This is a genomic window from Prosthecobacter sp., from assembly GCF_046154365.1.
Lineage (GTDB): Bacteria > Verrucomicrobiota > Verrucomicrobiia > Verrucomicrobiales > Verrucomicrobiaceae > Prosthecobacter.
On record NZ_JBJXFV010000179.1, the window covers coordinates 1 to 17,130 of the forward strand.

Annotated in this window: 13 protein-coding genes; 4 read left to right on the forward strand and 9 right to left on the reverse strand. The window is 60.2% G+C overall.

From position 1 onward, the window contains the following. Positions 1-322 precede the first annotated feature (322 nt). Entirely contained in the window at positions 323-676 is a 354-nt protein-coding gene (locus tag ACKVY0_RS22700) for a hypothetical protein (RefSeq protein ID WP_409217141.1), read from the forward strand. 21 nt (positions 677-697) lie between these two features. Here the strand turns inward: ACKVY0_RS22700 and ACKVY0_RS22705 are convergent, their stop codons facing one another. From ACKVY0_RS22705 to ACKVY0_RS22745, 9 genes are all read right to left on the reverse strand, one after another. Next, positions 698-4,855 (reverse strand): PVC-type heme-binding CxxCH protein, encoded by a 4,158-nt coding sequence (locus ACKVY0_RS22705; protein ID WP_409217142.1) that lies wholly within the window; start codon positions 4,853-4,855, stop codon positions 698-700. 84 nt (positions 4,856-4,939) lie between these two features. Next, positions 4,940-5,335 (reverse strand): type II toxin-antitoxin system death-on-curing family toxin, encoded by a 396-nt coding sequence (locus ACKVY0_RS22710; protein ID WP_409217143.1) that lies wholly within the window; start codon positions 5,333-5,335, stop codon positions 4,940-4,942. Next, positions 5,332-5,562: a hypothetical protein gene (locus tag ACKVY0_RS22715; protein ID WP_322280373.1), complete on the reverse strand. Its 231-nt coding sequence runs from the start codon at positions 5,560-5,562 to the stop codon at positions 5,332-5,334. Before ACKVY0_RS22715 ends, ACKVY0_RS22710 begins: the two co-directional genes overlap by 4 nt. Positions 5,563-5,619: 57 nt before the next feature. Next, the gene (locus tag ACKVY0_RS22720; RefSeq protein WP_409217144.1) at positions 5,620-6,906 is read right to left on the reverse strand and encodes a DUF1552 domain-containing protein; all 1,287 of its coding nucleotides are present in this window, start codon (positions 6,904-6,906) and stop codon (positions 5,620-5,622) included. A gap of 32 nt (positions 6,907-6,938) precedes the next feature. Beyond that, complete coding sequence (locus ACKVY0_RS22725; protein WP_409217145.1) at positions 6,939-7,760, reverse strand: GxxExxY protein; 822 nt, start codon at positions 7,758-7,760, stop codon at positions 6,939-6,941. A gap of 89 nt (positions 7,761-7,849) precedes the next feature. Further along, a complete protein-coding gene (locus ACKVY0_RS22730; RefSeq protein WP_409217146.1) occupies positions 7,850-10,543 on the reverse strand; it encodes a DUF1592 domain-containing protein in 2,694 nt (897 codons plus the stop codon). Between the two features lie 10 nt (positions 10,544-10,553). Then, positions 10,554-11,327 (reverse strand): SDR family NAD(P)-dependent oxidoreductase, encoded by a 774-nt coding sequence (locus tag ACKVY0_RS22735; RefSeq protein WP_409217147.1) that lies wholly within the window; start codon positions 11,325-11,327, stop codon positions 10,554-10,556. A gap of 6 nt (positions 11,328-11,333) precedes the next feature. Next, a complete protein-coding gene (locus ACKVY0_RS22740; protein WP_409217148.1) occupies positions 11,334-12,506 on the reverse strand; it encodes a ThuA domain-containing protein in 1,173 nt (390 codons plus the stop codon). Positions 12,507-12,554: 48 nt separating this feature from the next. Beyond that, positions 12,555-14,810 (reverse strand): sialate O-acetylesterase, encoded by a 2,256-nt coding sequence (locus ACKVY0_RS22745; protein ID WP_409217149.1) that lies wholly within the window; start codon positions 14,808-14,810, stop codon positions 12,555-12,557. Positions 14,811-15,007: 197 nt separating this feature from the next. Here ACKVY0_RS22745 and ACKVY0_RS22750 point away from each other — a divergent pair, with 197 nt between their 5' ends. The 3 genes from ACKVY0_RS22750 to ACKVY0_RS22760 form a co-directional block, all read left to right on the forward strand. Next, the gene (locus tag ACKVY0_RS22750; protein ID WP_409217150.1) at positions 15,008-15,535 is read left to right on the forward strand and encodes a sigma-70 family RNA polymerase sigma factor; all 528 of its coding nucleotides are present in this window, start codon (positions 15,008-15,010) and stop codon (positions 15,533-15,535) included. Further along, positions 15,532-16,470: a hypothetical protein gene (locus ACKVY0_RS22755; protein WP_409217151.1), complete on the forward strand. Its 939-nt coding sequence runs from the start codon at positions 15,532-15,534 to the stop codon at positions 16,468-16,470. The genes ACKVY0_RS22750 and ACKVY0_RS22755 overlap by 4 nt, the downstream gene beginning before the upstream one ends. Positions 16,471-16,498: 28 nt before the next feature. Next, a partial coding sequence (locus tag ACKVY0_RS22760) for a sulfatase-like hydrolase/transferase (protein WP_409217152.1) occupies positions 16,499-17,130 on the forward strand: 632 nt, incomplete at its 3' end.

The window sequence follows — 17,130 nt, forward strand, 5'->3', positions numbered from 1 at the left end:
GTGGCTATCTTTCAGCGGCTTGATGTTCAACTCCATTCTCACTCTAAGGCATAGAATAGCCATAGGGTACACTGGTATTTTTGAGAATCTATAGCCCTCTAATCTACATCATTCCGGCGACGCACCCAGTAACTGAGCCGCGTGACGTGGTTCGTGGTAGTTCCGACACGCAAAGCATAGGCTGCTTCATCGGAATGCAGTTTCAGCAGTTCATCCAAATCTTGGCCTGCTTGTTTGGACTCGGTGCTTATTGACCGGAGCAATGCAAGCATGCCCAAACTCGATTCGCCATCATCGCCGCATGTGGCTACTTTTCCGCGTCATGAAAATCAAATTCACTGCAACCCTCATTTCCACCGCGCTGGCGCTTGCCGGCATCGCGCTCGTCGCCACCAACTCCACGCCTCCCATGGCCGCCGTGCGGGCCGCGCCATTCATCTTTGGCCCGCTCCTTGTCACTGCCTTGCTTGGACTTTTTCTCCACTCACGAAGCAGCCAGCGCACGCTCACGGCTTCGGCCGTTCTTTTCGCCGCTGCCTTCATCTTGTGGTTCCTCAATCTGTTTTATTGGAATCTCGACCCCCAAAACGGCACCGCTCTTCTCTTCACGGGAATCTATTCCCTGCCTGCGATGATCCCCTTCTGGATCATCGCTTTCGTGCAGCGCAAGAAGTAGATTTTTTGAAGGCTTCCGCGGTCACTTCATCGGATGCAGCTTCAGCAGCTCATCCGTCGTAAACAGCATCATGCGGCCTTTGTTGGCGTCGCGGATGGCTTTAACTTCGGCGGGAGTCACGGGGTCGGATTTGTTGCCGAAGTGGTTGCGGACGAAGGTGAGGACATTGGCGATTTCTTCGTCCTTCAGCATGCCGCCGAAGGGGGTCATGGGGACTTGGCCGTTGTATTCTTTGTCGCCGACTTTGATGGGGCCCATGAGGCCGTACATGGCGATCTTGATGAGGCGATCCTTGTCACTGGTGACCCAGGGGCTGTTCACGATGCTGGGGAAGGCGGGATCAATGCCAGCACCGTTCGGCTGATGGCAGGTGACGCAGTGGCCTTCGCGGAAATAGACTTCTTGTCCTGCGGTGAACTGGCCTTTGGCGACATCGCTCAGGTAAGCGGGTGGCTTTGCGACCGTGTACTCGGGCTTCACTACCTCGACGACACCGGCGAGGCGGTCGGCGGCGGTTTTGGCGGCATTTTTGTTCCAATCGTCGAGCGGGAGCTTCGAAGCGATGGCGACGATGTTTTTCGCGGCAGGGATGTTTGGCAGCCAGGAGGCGGCGACGATGGCTTCGAGGCGGACGCGGCCATTTTCATCGCTGGCGGCTTTTTCGAGCAGGGCGACGTGATCGGCGACGCGATAGGTGTTGTAGCGCAGGACGCGGACGGCGGCGGCGCGGGCGTGAAAGTCGCTGGAGGCGAGAAGTTCGCGTAGCAGGCCTTCATCGGCCTGATTGAGGCCCCAGGTCGTCCAGAGGGCTTCGAGCTTGGCGTGCGTGTCTTTTTGCTCGGCGGCCCAGGCTTTGACGGCAGGCAGCACTTCGCTGGCAGGACGACCGCGCAACTCACGGCGGGTGCGGTAGCGCTCACGCATCTCGGGAGCTTTCAGATTTTCCAACAGCGCGGCGATCGGTGCTCCGGCGACGGGTGCGGCCTTCACGAGTGGACGGCTCGGATAGGTGATGCGGTAGATGCGGCCGTGGACGTGATCGCGCAGCGGATCGCGGGCGTTGTGCTGCATGTGGCCGATGAGCACGTTGTGCCAGTCGATGACGTAGAGGCTGCCATCGGGTGCGAATTCGAGATCGACCGGGCGGAAGTTGCCGTCGGTGCTCTTCAGCAAGTCGTGGCGATGCGCGGTCTTCCAACCGGTGCCTGCATCTTCGATTTTCACCTGCTTCACGCCGAGGAAACCGATGGCGTTGCCGTAGATGAGGTCGCCCTGCACTTCGTCCGGGAAGTGGCGGCTGCTGACGATTTCGAGGCCACTGGTCGGACGCACTTTGTGGTCTGGCGGGACGAGATCGGCGGTGGAGGGCGTCTTGCTGCCAAAGGTGGGCTTCACTTCGACGGGCAGCGCCCAGTTCATGGTGGTGCCGGAGGTGTGGAGGAGGAAATCCTGGCCCCACTGGTCAAAGACGAAGCCCCAGGGATTCGGGATGCCCATCTGGATGGTGCGCTCGAGCTGGCCACGCTGCGGGCTGTAGCGGAAGAAGCCGCCATCGACGCAGCGCACGGGGCCGTAGGGTGTCTCGACATTGGAGTGGAGGAAGACGCCCTCGCACATCATGAAGGCGCCGCTGGGATCGGCGGTGAAGGCGCTGATGGCGTGGTGCGTGTCATGCGTGTCAAAGCCACCGAGGATGATCTCCATGCTGTCGGCCTTGTCGTCGCCGTTCGTGTCGCGGATGAGCACGACATTCGGCTCCTGCGTCACATACACGCCCTCCGGCGCGAACTCGAAGCCGATGGGCAGGTGCAGCTTGTCGGCGAAGACGGTTTCCTTGTCGGCTTTGCCGTCGCCATTGGTGTCCTCATAGATGAGGAGCAGGTCATTCGGCAGCGCATCACCGGGGCGGTAATGCGGATACGTCGGCATGGTGGCGACCCAAAGACGGCCTTTGTTGTCGAAGCTCATCTGCATGGGGTTCGCGAGGTTCGGGAACTCCTTCTCGGAGGCAAACAGCTCGACCTTGTAACCTTCCGGCACGGTGAGGCTCTTCACGGCTTCTTCGCCATACAGATACTTCGTGCTGCCGTTCTTCACGCTCGGCACGTAGTTCGTGGGCACTTCGGCGAGCTTGTGCGTCTTGGAATCATCCACAGCGAGGCTGGTGGTCTTGCCGCTGACGACTTGGCTGACCAGTTCATCACGCAGCGCGGCCATCTCGCGGGTCTTTTTGACTTCGTCGGGGTAATTCTGCGGCCCATACGGATTGTAGCGCTGGCCGTGCGTGTGGACGCCGTTGAGGATGTTGTAGTCGCAGTTCCAGAACCAGTCCTTCTGCTTCACGGCTTCGTGCACGAGCTTCGGATCGGCCTTCGACTCGTAGCTGGCATGACCGTACAGGCCGGTGGCGAGCAGTTTGGCGACTTCGGCATAACCTGCGTCCGTCGGTACAAATCCGCCGGTGGTGAAGGCCTCGCTGCCCTTGGCATAAATGGCCTTCGTCGGCGAAAAGAGGTCGATGTAGGTGAGAGAGTGCTTCTTCGCGACCTTCTCGATGGCGGCGGCGTAGAGCAGCAGATTGGAGTTTTCCACGTCGCCCTTCGGCAGATCGCGCTTCGTACTTTGATCTTCATACGCGACGGGGCTGACGAGCACGACACGCGGCGCGGTCTTGCCGTTGTAGGCCTTACTGAGCGTGTGGACGACCCAAGCGTCGAGTTCGGCCTCAAAGTTGCCCACCTTGCTCGGGCCATCGAAGGACTCGTTGTAGCCGAAGAAGCCGACAACCGTGTCCGCCTTTAGATGCGTGAGCCATTGATCAGGCGTGGGGTAGAAGCCCTTGCCGTTGTGGGTCGTCTTGTCGGGGTGAAACTTCTCCGCACCGGGGAAGGCCCACTGCGACACGCGGGCGGGATGCGGACGGAAGCCCGGTGTATCGCCCACATGGCCCATGTTGCGGAAAAAGAGCGCCTGATTCGGATAACGAAGCTGCAGCTCGGTCTCGATGCGGCTGTACCAGGTGTCACGCTCAGCCAAGCCATTGCCGACGAGCACGATGCGCTCGCCTTTCGTCGGTGGAGCCACGTTTTGCGCACGGGCGGAGGTCGCGGCAGGCGGCTCGGCACTCGGAGCATGCGGCGCATTGTCCGGCTGCGTGGCCTTGGCGGCTTTTTTGTCGCCCGGCAAGCCCAGCGAGGGGCTCTTGCCCGTGGCGAAGTCACCGGGCTTCAGATTGCGCTCTTTATAATAGTCGCTCTTCAGCGCGGCATACATCGTGGGGCTGAATGGATCGACAAAAGCCACATCGGCCTTCGCTGGCACCTCCAGGCCGAGCAGGTGATGCGTGGCATTCACGATGAGGCGGCGCAGGTCTTCGTCCGCGAAATCGACCGAGGCACCCATCGTGGTGCAGAAGGACTTGCCCGTCGCCTTGCCATCCGGCGCGGTGTATTCAAAGAGCCAGGCCAGCGCCTGCATGGGGTCGTTCTTTGGCCCGCGAATCGGCACCGAACGGTCATGCAGCGCCTCCGTCACCGCGCCACGCAGAAGAACGGTCGCCTTGCTCATATCCAGATTTTTGACCGCATAGACATCGGAGGTGCCAAAGATCTCATCCACGCCACGCAGCACCGGGTGCTTCAAATTGGCGGTCTCGAACACACTGCGCGTGCCTTCCTTCTTGTGCGCTCCGTGATGCGCCACCCACTTTTCGCCGAGAATTTTGAGGCCGAACTCGCTCCACTTGAAGTCGCCCGTCTTCGCCCCGCCGCTGAAGGCATGCGTGGCCGTGCGAAAGCCGATGACTGGCTTCCCGGCGTTCAAGAACTTCGCGAAATGCGCCAGATGATCGTCCGGAAGCTGACGGAAACGCGTGCCGATGATCATGAGGTCCGCATCGCCGAGGAGTTCGGTGCCACGGATGTTCTTCTGGTTGTTCGGGTCGATGTAGCCCGCCTTTTCATCCGTGGAGAACAGCACAATGCAATTGAAGCCATGCTTCTTGGCCAAAATCTTCGCCAGCATCGGCATCGACTCCTCCGTGCGATATTCCTCATCGCCTGCGACGAGCACGATTTTCTTGCCACCCCCAGCTCCGCCCGGATTCGCGGCGATTTCGAGGTATTCCTGCGCGGACGCGACCGAGCCGAGGAGTGCGAGTGAGAATAGGAGTTGCTTCATGGTTGGGAAAAAATCGGGGGAGCCGATATACCGCACCAAAAGGCGGAACCGGACAAGAAAAATGCCTGCTGGAGCATTTTTTGGCTACGCCACCAGCTTCCGAAGCCGATCCGTGACCTCGTCGCGGCTCAAAACACCCGCCGCGACAGCGAGCGTGAGGCTTTCCCAAGCATCGGCGTCCAGTTCCTCGTTTTTGAGGAGACCATTTTCGCTCAAGAACACCAGACAGGTGGCGAGAGCGACACGCTTGTTGCCATCCACGAAGGAGTGGTTGCTGCAAAGGTAGAAGAGATATGCGGCCGCGATCTCGATGGGATCAGAGATCATCGGCACGCCCATCATGGTCGCCTGCGGAGCCGCGACGGCGGATTCGAGCAGTTCCCGCGAACGTAGCCCAGGACTGCCTCCATGTGCGGCAAGCACCTCAGCATGGATCGCGAGCACTGCATCAATGGTCGGATGCAGCAAAGGAGCACTCATGACAGTCGGCGGAAGAGTTCACTGTTCTTCTTGATGAGCCGCTTGGCCGTTTCAGCCGCCTTCGAGGCTTCAATAACCGTCGGAGCCATCGGCGCGATGGTGATCGTCCCACCGGCATGAACCTCGACATTCACCTCGTCACCGACCTTCAGCCGGGCGAGCTGGAGCAGCGCTGAGTCAAAGATGATGCCTTGGGAATTGCCAATTTTGGAGATGGTCTTGAGCATGGGTTAAACTATGTATTACATGCTGATTTGTCAAAGCGGCAATCGCTGTACTTCAGCTCACGCCACGATCTCCTTTAGCACGCCTGAGCTGTCCCCATGCCGCTCCACATTGACGCCAATGCCATGCAGCAACGTCAGCCAGGCATTGCACAGCGGCGTGTCCTTCGGCGTGACGATGTTGTGGCCGAGCTTAATGCCTGCACCGCCGCCGGTGAGGAGCGTGGGGCAGTTGTCGAGGCTGTGCTCGGTGCGCAGGTTGCTGCCATAGGCGAGAGCAACGTGATCGAACAAGCGGGTGCCGTCGGCTTCCTTGGTGGTTTTGAGTTTGTCGATGAGTCCGGCAAGGAGGTCGCTTTGGGTGAGATCGCGCTGTTTGGAGGCCTCCAGCTTTTCGCCGAGGGTGCTGTGATAGTGGCTCATGTCATGCGGCGCGACTTTGATGCCGATGCTGGTGAGCAGCGTGCTGACAGGCTGGCGGTAGGTGAGCACGCGCGTGCTGTCAGTCTGAATGGCCGCGAGGATGATGTCATACATGATCTTGATTTCCTCGCGTCCGGCGAGGCTGGACGAAGGCTCGGCCAGCGGCGCTTTCGGCTGCGGCACGCCGATCCATTGCTCGTCCTTGGCGAGTCGCGTCTCGATGTCGCGGATGCCCTGGAAGTATTCGTCGAGCTTGGCGGTGTCGGTTTTGCCAAGACCACGCTGCATCGCTTTCGCGTTCTCCAGCACGGTATCGAGCACGCTGCGCTTCTGCGCGAGCATGGCCTTCTGTTGCTCGATGGGCGTGGTGTCCTTGGAGAAAAGACGATGATAAGCGGCCAACGGGCCTTTTTCTCCGGCAACAGGTTTTCCCGAGACGCTCCATGCCATGGAGAGTCCGGGGCCATGCCCGGAGGACTCGGCGTTTTCGCTGCCATTGAGCTGAATGGAAGCAAAGCGCGTGTGGAGGCCGAGCTGCGCGGCAGCGACCTGATCGGCGGAGATGCTGTTGTGCGAGTTCTGCCCCGGCTCGGCATAACGATTCGCGCCCGTGAGCCAGTAAGTGCTGCCCGCATGCCCCTCGTTGGAGTGTTTGTTCCAAAGCCCCTGCACGATTGAAAAGTCCGCCTTGTGCCGAGCCAGCGGCTTGAGGCCCTCCGGCAAAGTGTAATCAACACCGGGCTGTTTGATGTCAGGAAACCAAGTCTCCGTCGTGATGCCCCAGCCGAAGCCCAGGAAGACCAGACGCTTCGGTGGTGTGACCGGAGTCGCCGCCGAGGCAAAGCGACGGAAGCCAAGAGATTCAAGCGCCGGCAGTGCGATGAGCGACGTGCTGGACTGGAGGAAGTGACGACGGGTTTTCATGGGGATATAACAGAAGAGTTTTTGCCGCAGATTCAGGGAAGCCGCAGATTGGTTTTGGGATGGGATACAAACGTGAGGTCGGCGGCCGATTTGCCGAAATGAAAGCAGATGCCCCAAGGAAGATCGAGCCAGCGCAGGCAGGTTTGCAGACGAGCGCGGTTCATGGCCGTCACCTCTTCTCCGAGGGCGCTGACAGAAATGGCAGCCTGATCCTGGATGACGATGCAGTCCAGCGATGCCAGGCCCAGGCTCGCGACGCTGGCGGCAGGATTGATGGCAAAAGGAACAAACTCAGCGCGCAAAGCAGCGCTAATCAACCCACGCCAGGTCGTTGGCCGATAGCCGAGGCCAATATCCGCCAGACAGCGTGTGGCAATCTGGATCAAATCTCTCGCGAGTGCTTGATTGGATACGAACGAGGGAATCGCGATCTCGGGAAACTTCGCCGTCTTGGAAGTATAAATGACCCTCTTGGGGAGAAAGCTGGCTTTCCCAAAGTCCATCAACATCCCAGTGCGAATTCGCCAAAACTTGCTGTAGGAGAGCAGTTGCGTGAAATGCTCGGCGTCAAACCCGCCTCGCAACACCTTGAGTTCAGGAATAAGTTTCCCAGGGAATACCAAGTCCGGCTCAAACGTATCCGCCACATGCCCGCGATACACGAGGTCCTTGCGAGGCTTCGACAGGTGTTCAATGCCAGACTTGTTCAGCCGAGCGACCAAATCCTGATGATAAAACTCCTCCAACAAACCAGGCCCAAGCGAACGATGCGCCTCCATCGCCAAACCAATGATCTGATGACTGAAAGGATCTTTTTGCATTCGATGGCTTATCCAGGATGAGTTTTTTGCCACAGATTCAGGGAAGCCACAGATTGAATTTGGGATTTGAACTCATCTCAATAAAAATCTGCGGCTTTCCTGAATCTGCGGCAAATCCTTCTTCACTTTGTGTGAAACTCCTGGCTCGCGACCAGCGCGTGAATGAACTCGCGCACTGCGAGGTCTTTCTTGCCTGCTTGTTGAATCATGTCGGCGACGAGTGGCTCATCACGAAAGCCGAGCGGTCTTCCCAGCGCATACTCGATGAGCGCCTCGCTGAAGCCTTTGGCGAAGTCATTGGACTTGGTCGCGATGATGTCGCGCATGCCGAAGTAATCTTCAAACTTGGGGCCTTTGTGAAACTGGGCGGCGGCTTCGATGGTCCAGGTCTTCATCGTTTTGGGGTCGGGCTTGCCGCTGGCATTGATGGCCATGTAGCTGTCCTCGGTGCGCCACTGACCTGCGGCATCGAAGTTCTCCATGCCGAAGCCGATGGGATCGATCTTGCGATGGCAACTGGCGCACTGCGGGTCCTCTTGATGCGCGAGCAAGCGCTCCTGCGTGGTGAGCACCTTGCCGGCGAGTCGCGTGATGGCGGGCACGTTGGCAGGCGCGGGCGGTGGTGGATCGTGCAGGAGCTTGCGCAGCACCCAGGCGCCGCGTTCGACGGGGCTGGTGTGCTCGCCGTTGCCACCCATGAAATGAATGGCCGCCATGCCGAGCAATCCACCGCGCGGCGAGTCTTTTGACAGCGACACCTTTTCATAACCCTGCCCCTTCACCCCTTCGATGCCGTAATAGCTGGCGAGCACGCGATTGATCACGACGTAGTCAGACTTCAAGAGGTCGCGCAGGCTCGCGTTATGGCGCAGGACGTGCTCGATGGTCTTAAAGACCTCGCCTTTGGCCGCGACCTTCGTGGCGGTATCAAAACGCGGATACAACGCCAGATTGGCCTCAAAAAAATCGAATCGGTCCATGCCGAGCCATTGATGCACGAAAGCTTTGGTAAAGCCCTCCGCACGCGGATCATTGAGCAGCCGCTCCGTCTGCGTCGCGAGCACTTCGGGCTTCTTCAATTCGCCACGCTTGGCGAGATCGCGCAGCGCTGCGTCGGGTGGCGCGCTCCAGAGGAAATACGCGAGACGTGTCGCGAGTTCTTCGCTCGTCAGCGGACGGCGCTTTTCATCCGCCGATGGCTCGGCGAGGTAGATGAACATCGGCGACGCCAAAACGACCGACAGCGTCTCCTTCAGCGCCACGCCGGGCTTGTCGCCCGCTTTTCGTCGGACCTCGTAGAGATGGAGCAGCCGGTCGATGTAGTTCGCAGGCGGTGCCGTGCCGCGGAAGGCCTCCAAGGCAAAGCGTTCCAGCGCGACACGTAGATCAGGCGTCGCAGGGGCAGGTGATTTGTCATCCAGCGAGATGCCGAGCGCGGCGATGCCTGGAGTCTTGGGCTTTGCAGCATCCGGCTTGCGCTCCATCTCCATCCAATCCACCCACAGCGAGAACTCCGGCCCAATGCCGTTGCGCTTCAGCGCTTCGCCACGCTTGCGACCACCTTCCTCATTCGTGTCCCAGCTTCCTTTTTCGCGAATGAAAAGCGTGCGGTTCTCACGCACGCCGTTGCCACGCGTCATGGTCAGCGGAAACTCGATCACCTGCGGCGCGTCCAGCGTGCCGGTGACTTCGCAGGTGTTCGTGACGCGTGCGGCGCGCGCATTGATGCCAAAGTCGAGGAAACGCCGCTCAGGAGGCGCGCCCTTGACCGCCGCCACGCGCACGCGCACGACGTAGTCGCCCACCGGCCAGTCAAACGGCACGAGAAACTCGATGTAGTTCAGATTGATCACCGACGGGTGCATGGTCTGCGTGCCGAGGTAAGCACCCGTGTCGAGCGCGGGTTGCTTGAGATAAGACTGATGATAAGGCAGCCATGAGGCGTTCAGCTCGGCATTGGCCAGGTCGGCATCGTTCTCGCCTTTCTTGTCGAAGCCAAAGGTGCGCGGATTGGGCGCGCCCGGGATCTTCGCCCACTCACGCCGGAGATTGGAATCGCCCGCTTTGGTCTCCAGTTTAAGCTTGGCGACGATGTCCTTGTTTTCAGGCCGCGCCACCGCCTCTTCCATCGCCTTCACCCACTTCTGCGCTCGTTCCCTCGCGTCGATTTGATACGCCACATACTTGGCGACCATCGGCGTCCATGCCTCTGCCTCGTAACGCTTCGACTTTTCGACCGCAGCCGCCGCCTGTCTTTCAAAAGCCTCGGTCAATGCCTCACGTCCCAACGACTGGTATTGCTCAAACTGGTTGCCCGACATGAAAAGATTCGCCCCCACCGTGTCAAAGCCGCCCGAACTCGTGTCCGGGGGCAATTCACTCACATCGATCTCCACGCCGAGCAATTCGCGCAGCGTGTTTCGATACTCACGCCGGTTCAGCCGCCGCATCGTGATCACACCATTTTGATCTCCCAGGGTGCGTCGCGCCGCGACCATCACATTCGCCAGATCATCGAGGAAATCGGCCTTCACCGCGCCCTCAGGCTGTTTCTCATCCTCCGGCGGCATCTCGCCCGAGTTCAATGAGTTGAGCACCTTCTGCCACTTCTCCGCCGTCTCGACCTTTGTGATCGTGAACGGCAGATCATCGACACGAAACTTGCCCTTTTGCTTCTCCGGCCCGTGGCATGAAATGCAGTGCTCCTTGAACAAAGCGCGATGCTTTTCCTGCATGGCGACTCGCGGCTCGCTTTCGGCCGCGTGAGCGGTCAGTTGTGCGATGAGCAGGACCGTGAAAATGGGGATGAGACGCATGAGATGAGGGCTAAAAACGACCACCGTCCACCATGAACTGCTGCGCGGTGCAGGCAGCGCCATCATCGGCAGCAAGAAAGAGGACCATTTGGGCAAACTCATCCGGCATGATGCGGCGCTTGATGGCTTGGTCACGCATGGTGCCTTCCTCGCCTTCGGGCGACCACCATTTCGCGAGTTGTCGCTCCGTGGGCACCCATCCTGGCAGCACGGTATTCACGCGCACACCATGCGGGCCGAAGGTGCGAGCCATGGTGCGCGTGATGCCTTCCACAGCCGACTTGGCGATGGCGTAGCCGGGGAAGAAGTCCTCCTGCATCATGTAGCTGCTGGAGCCGATGTTGATGACCGAGCCATGCGCTGCGGTGATCATCTGCGGTGCCAGCGCCTGGATGGCGAAGAAGTAATGCCGCAGGTTGGTGTTGATGCGGTTATCAAAATACTCCGGCGTCATGTCCTGCCAGCCGTGGCGGTCATCGTTGGCGGCGTTGTTGACCAAAACGGTGACGCTGCCGAGATCGCGCACCGCCGCCGCACAGGCCGCCTTCAGTGCTTCAATGTCGAGCAGATCGACCTCATAAAACAACGGCGCATGAGCCACGCCCGCATCGATGCAGCGCTGAATGGTGGCTTTGGCATAGGCGACGTTTTTGTCCACAAAGGCCACACGGCTGCCCTGGCGGGCGAATTGCTCCACCAGGGCACTGCCGATGCCGTCAGCGCCTCCCGTGATGAAAACCGTGCGATCAGCGAGAGAGGGATAACGGGCGTATTGGGCGGGCATGAGCGCTTACTTCTCGATATCAGCGACGAGTTTCTTGAGGAGGTCGGTTTTGGCGGCGCTGGCCTTTTCGATCTCGGCTGGCGGTGCGTCTTTTTTCGGTGATGGCAGCGAGCGGTAGGTGTCGCCTTCTGCGGCGAGCTTGGTGGCCCAGGCGGGATCAGACTTGGCTTTGGCGAGCGCTTTGGCCTCCAGCGCTGCGGCGTCGATCTTGAGCACCGCACCGGCTGTCGCGGCGATGGATTTGAGCCCTTGCTGGGCGGAAATAGCGGGATTCACCTCAGCGGGGCCGTCGATGAGCTTGAGCGCCCAGCGGATGCCGGCGGTGATGTGTTTTTGATACGTCTCGTCGGTCCAGCTTGAGGCGTTGTGGCCGAGGTTCGTGTAAAAGAGGCGACCGGTGCCGACATCGCGCACCCAGGAGACCGGGACGTGATAAGGAGCCTGCGGCTGCGATTTCGCCATGTCGATGCTGATGAGCACGCGGACGGATTCAGGGTTGAAGTGCGTGTATTGATAAATCTCATCCTTCCACTGAAACTCCGGCTGAAACATGGCCACGGCAGGATGCGCAGGCTCATGATTGGCAAAGGTGTAAGTGCCGCCGCCGCCCCAGGGATGCCCGGCGAAGGTGCCATTGATCATCTCATAATAGGGCTGCATTTTTCCCAGCGTATCGGTGGCGGCGTGCATGCCGATGAAGGCCTTGCCGGACTTCACCCAGTTCACTAGCGCATCGCCATCCGGCAGTGGCAGGTCGCCGGTGGTGTTGCAGAAGATGACACCGTCGTAGCTAGCCAAACCGGCTGCGCTGAGCTTCGTAGCGAAGAGTTCCTTCACTTTTGCATTCCATGCGCCTTGCTCGCCTTTGGCTTTTTCTTCGGCGGCTTTGTATTTCACCTCTTCATCGGACCACTGCGCTTCGGTCATGAGGCGAGTGCGCACCGGCTTCGGCCCCGCGTTCGGCTTTGGGCCGGGTTCGCTGAGAAACTCAAAGGCCAACTCACCGCCGCTCTTCGCGGCGATTTCTGGCAGGACCTTCTCAGCCGCTTCAATGGCCGGACCATGTCGGAATCCGGCGGTGATGGTGACAACGAGCAGTTTTTTCGGCGCAGCGGTCGCGATGTTGGTCAAAGCGAGCAGGCTGAATGCGGCGGTAGTGAGGATGGCGTGTAGTTTCATGGGGAGAATAAAAAAGGGGTGAGATAAACGTCGTCTGAAGCGAAAATATCAGTTCAAAAGCAAATGAAACACCCGCAGCGCCGTGCCAGTGCCTTTGGCGTCGTGATCTGCGACGATGCGCACTTTCGCGGTGTGCTTGCCTGACTTGAGTTGGTCATCGAGGATCAAGGCCCAGGGCAGATGCAAGCCTGTGCTCCAGTGCGTGAAGGTCTCAAGTTGGCGATACTCACCACCATCGATGCTGAACTCGATGCGACCTGCATCAGGACCGGCGGCGATGAAGAGACCGCAGCCCGTGCCTTCAAAGCTGAACTCAAACTCCGCGCCCGGCTCCGTGCCGACAAGCGCGGGCACATCGACGAAGCCTGCACGAGTCGCTTTCTTTTCCGTGGGCTTCCACGCTTGCTCGAGTGTGAAGCCCTTGATGATCTTCGCTTCAGCGATGTTGCCGAAGCGGCCCTTCGCATAGCTTTGGGCATCGACGAAAGCTGGCAATGCGTGAGGCTTCGCAGCATCAGCCAGCGGCATGGCAAAGGCGGTGTCCAACATGCGCGCGATGCTGTTGGCGTAGAGTAGATGCCCGAAGGGCGACGGATGCAGGCCTTTGAAGTCCTTGTCCCAGGTGAACTCGCCCGCGTCGATGCGATCCGTGACTTCGAGCGCGAGATTTAGCGACACATTGCCATACGCCACGGCCACTTTCTCATGCTGCGCGATGGACGCAGGCACCTTGCCCTTGTGGTAGTCATCCATGTGCGGCGGCATGACGAAGTGCATGTGGATGATGTCCGTGAGCGGATTCGCTTCGCGAGCATGCCGCACCACGCCCTCCATGCCACGCAGCATCTGCTCGGGATGATCGGGGATGTTCGAGCTGTCATTCACCGCTGCCTCGACAAAGAGCAGATCGACCGGCCCTTTCGACAACACATCGCGCTCCAGGCGAAACGCGTGCGGCACCGAGCCCATCGAGCCGATCCCTGCCGCAATGAACTCGAACTTCGTCTGCGGAAACTTCGCCTGAAAATACTTCATCGCATGATCCCGCCACCCACCGCCTGCCGTGATCGATCCACCGAGGAAGGCGATGCGTCCGGTCTTCTCCTGCTCGAACTTTCGATGCGCATTCGCCAATCCACCGCGCAGCTCGAAGTAGTCGTGCCCCTTCGGCAGCTTGGATGAATCGTAGCGCGTTCCAGAGAGCTGCTGATCGAGCCATGGCGTGATTTTCTCCGCCCATTTCTGCCCATGCTCACGCAAACCGGGGCCGCTGAAGTGAACGCCAAGTCCTTTGCGCTCGCGCAGCGGCCCCTTCAGCGCATCGCTGTCCGGCCCGGGCTGCGCGAGGCCGTCTTTCCAAAGCGAAGCCTGCGCGGCGCGGATGTCATCGCTGCCTTCATCGCCCGGCACATGATAGCTGGCCTGCGCCACGAACCACGGAGCCTCAAAGCCGGTGTCGCGTCGCGAATCGCGGATGATTTTCTCCAAATACTCGCGGTAGAGCTTCCCGGCCAGCGTGCGCGTCGTGTCCTTCTGATTCGCATCGCTCTCACCCTGATGCCACAGCACCGCGCGGAAGCCATTGTGGCCCAGCGGCCTCATGCGGGCGATGAAGGCATCATAAGCCGCGCCATTGCTCGCCCACTTGCCATCCGGCAGCTTGGTCACGCGGCTTTCAATCGTCGGCGGATTCGGAAACGTCGTGCCTTTTGGCAACCACTCGCGCACACTCGTCGCGCCAATGCCGCAGGCGACGAAGCCGACCGGCACATCGAAGCGCTTCACCAGTGCATCGCCCAGTGCCGGCATAAAACTGCCCATGCGACCACTCGCGCCCGGCTGCGGATCATTCGCGATCTGCCACTTCGTGCCGTCAAAGGCAGCCACACGTCGCGTCTGCGTCGTTTGCTTCTCCTCGCCATGATTTGCTGAGTTCGACTGTCCCGCCACTACAAACACCTCGCCGATGCCCACATGCTCCACCGCCGCCGTCGCGACCGCCTTGCCATCCAGCATCGCCCGCACCTCCACCCGATACCAACCACCCGCCGGAGCCGTCACGCGTGCCGAAAACTGCTCCTTCTCGATCTGCGCGCTCAAAGCCTGCCACCTGCCCTTCGCGCCGATCTTGGCTTCAAACTTGGTTTTACCCGCATCGAGCCCGCTTTGCGTTCCACGGATCGAAATCGTGCCTTCCGTGCTCGAATGCCGCTGATTCACCTGATGATCGAGCGGCGACGTGAGAGTGATCTCAGCTCCGAGGAGACTGGAGGCAAAAGCGAAGAAGAGAAATCTGGCAAACATGAGCGGGAAAACAGAACGCCTTCCAGAACACAGACTTTCGACCACTAAGAGTGCACTCGCTGGATGACGCCCACGAAAATGTTCCCGTGATGTGCCGGTTGGCAAATGAGCTAGGGGCGAAGCTGTTTTTCATCGCCTTCGAAACATTTTTCGGCAAATGAGGGCATGGCTGGCGACGACTAGGTTGTAAGTCACCCATGTCCCCGCCATCCGAACACGAGCGTCATGCCCAGTTTCTCCGCCACTACGCGGAGAGCGAGGTGGCGTTGCACACCTTTGTGAGGTCGCTGGTGCCCACGCGGCAGATGGCTTCGGAGGTGATGCAGGATGTGATTCTCGTGCTGTGGGAGAAGTTTGAAGTAGCGGCGGATTTTCAGGGCTGGGCCTTCGGCGTGGCCAAGAATGTCGCCTTGCGTCACCTGCGTCGGCAGTCGCGGGACCGACATGTGTTTGATGATGAACTGGTGAACCAGCTCGCCGATGATGCGGTAGCCCTGGTGTCGGTGCATGACGGGCATCGCGAGGCCTTGGAGCGCTGCCTGGACAAGCTGCCCACCGCGCAGCGTGAATTGGTCCTCACCGCCTACACGAAGGGCACCCGCATGGATGAGCTGGCCACGCGCCGTGGGCAGACGCCGATGGCACTCTACAAACTGCTCCACCGCATCCGGCAGGCCCTGCTGGAGTGTGTGGAGCGCTCACTCGCCAAGGAAGAACACGCATGAATCCCGACTCACACGATCTCCTCCAGCGCCACATGGCCGGACTCCTCACGGACGATGAAGCTGCCGTCCTGCAAACCCGGCTGAAGGCCGACACGGACCTGCGCAGGCTCTACCTGCACTACATGAATCTGGACGTGGCACTGGAAGCCCAGGCTGGCTCACGAGACCGAGTGATCGATCTCCTGCGATCTGCTCCGCTGATGGAAAGCAAACCCGCCTCGCGCTGGCACTTCTGGCGTCCGCTTACCGCTGCGGCGGCGGGCTTGGTGTTTGGCTTGTTCAGCGCTTCAATGGTGTGGGCCTATGCGTTGCCGATGGCGGGCCGGGCGGTGGAACGGACGGTTTCCGTGCTCACGGAAGGCTTCGAGAGGGCGGACCTGACTGCGTCGCGCGGTTTTCCCCGTCAGGCGAATGAATGGTCCGGCGATGTGTCGGCTCCGGTGACGGCGGAATCCGGCGTGGCACCCATCGAGGGCGACCGCATGGCGCGGCTGGAGAAGGCAGCTTCCAGTGCGCGCCGCTTTTCCTACGCCTGGCGGATTCTTGATTTGGCGGAACATTCCACGCTGGACGAAGCGGAGACGCGAAAGGTGGAGGTGACTGTGGCCTTCAACACGCCGGGCGAGGCACGTCCGCTGCACTATCAAATCCGGCTGGCGGCCTTCAGCCAGGAGCCGGGCGAGGTGCGCCGGATTTGGAATCACGAGCCCGTGCTCTTCGACACCGTGCTGCAGCATGTGGGGCGCAATGTCATCACCAGCGCGGACCAGCCCGGCTGGCAGACCGTGCAGGCGAGCCTGGAACTGCCGCCGGGCACGCGCAGCGTGGTCATCTCGCTGGCCGCGGGTGCGGCGGATGACGAGCAGCCGCCGGGCAGCCATTACCTGGATAACGTGCGCGTGCGATTCGTCCTGGAGCAGGCCTCTGCCGAATAGTTCCAATCAAATCAGCTTCTTTTGCACCATGACTCCATCACTCCGCCACTCCATTCCACTTGCCCTGCTCATCCTCAGCGCCTTCACCCCACTATTCGTGAGCGCTGCCGCGCCTGCGAAGCCCAACGTCGTTTACATCATGGCCGATGACCTGGGCTGGGGCGACTTGAGCGTTCACGGCGGCGGTGTGCCGACGCCAAACATTGACCGGCTCTTTTCGCAGGGCGTGGAACTCACGCAGTTCATGGGCTGGTACGTGTGCTCGCCGACGCGTGCGATGCTGCTGACGGGGCGGCATCCGATTCGTGTCGGCACCGCGCCCGAGGTGGGCGGCGAACTCGCGATGGAGGAAACGACCATCGCGGAGGGCTTCAAGGCCAACGGCTATCGCACCGGCGTCTTTGGCAAATGGCACAACGGCGAAGAACCGGACACGCCGGAGTTTCAGGCGGCGTTCAAGGACGCGTTCAAGACCATGCCGAACAAGACGCACAAGGGCGGTCACGGTGCGAACGCGCACGGCTTCGATGAAGCGTGGATTTACTACGGAGGCGGTGCGGATTATTTCAATCGCCGCACGGTGAACGGACGCGGCCCGGTCTCGTGGTGGCACAACACCGAGTTCCGTGGCAACGACGAAGGCTACACCGACGACCTCGT

Excerpts from the sequence above, each read along its gene's own strand:
- ACKVY0_RS22700 (WP_409217141.1), top strand. The coding sequence starts at position 323 with ATGAAAATCAAATTCACTGCAACCCTCATTTCCACCGCGCTGGCGCTT.
- ACKVY0_RS22720 (WP_409217144.1), bottom strand. The coding sequence starts at position 6,906 with ATGAAAACCCGTCGTCACTTCCTCCAGTCCAGCACGTCGCTCATCGCA.
- ACKVY0_RS22750 (WP_409217150.1), top strand. The coding sequence starts at position 15,008 with ATGTCCCCGCCATCCGAACACGAGCGTCATGCCCAGTTTCTCCGCCAC.
- ACKVY0_RS22745 (WP_409217149.1), bottom strand. The coding sequence starts at position 14,810 with ATGTTTGCCAGATTTCTCTTCTTCGCTTTTGCCTCCAGTCTCCTCGGA.
- ACKVY0_RS22730 (WP_409217146.1), bottom strand. The coding sequence starts at position 10,543 with ATGCGTCTCATCCCCATTTTCACGGTCCTGCTCATCGCACAACTGACC.
- ACKVY0_RS22740 (WP_409217148.1), bottom strand. The coding sequence starts at position 12,506 with ATGAAACTACACGCCATCCTCACTACCGCCGCATTCAGCCTGCTCGCT.
- ACKVY0_RS22705 (WP_409217142.1), bottom strand. The coding sequence starts at position 4,855 with ATGAAGCAACTCCTATTCTCACTCGCACTCCTCGGCTCGGTCGCGTCC.
- ACKVY0_RS22710 (WP_409217143.1), bottom strand. The coding sequence starts at position 5,335 with ATGAGTGCTCCTTTGCTGCATCCGACCATTGATGCAGTGCTCGCGATC.
- ACKVY0_RS22715 (WP_322280373.1), bottom strand. The coding sequence starts at position 5,562 with ATGCTCAAGACCATCTCCAAAATTGGCAATTCCCAAGGCATCATCTTT.
- ACKVY0_RS22735 (WP_409217147.1), bottom strand. The coding sequence starts at position 11,327 with ATGCCCGCCCAATACGCCCGTTATCCCTCTCTCGCTGATCGCACGGTT.
- ACKVY0_RS22755 (WP_409217151.1), top strand. The coding sequence starts at position 15,532 with ATGAATCCCGACTCACACGATCTCCTCCAGCGCCACATGGCCGGACTC.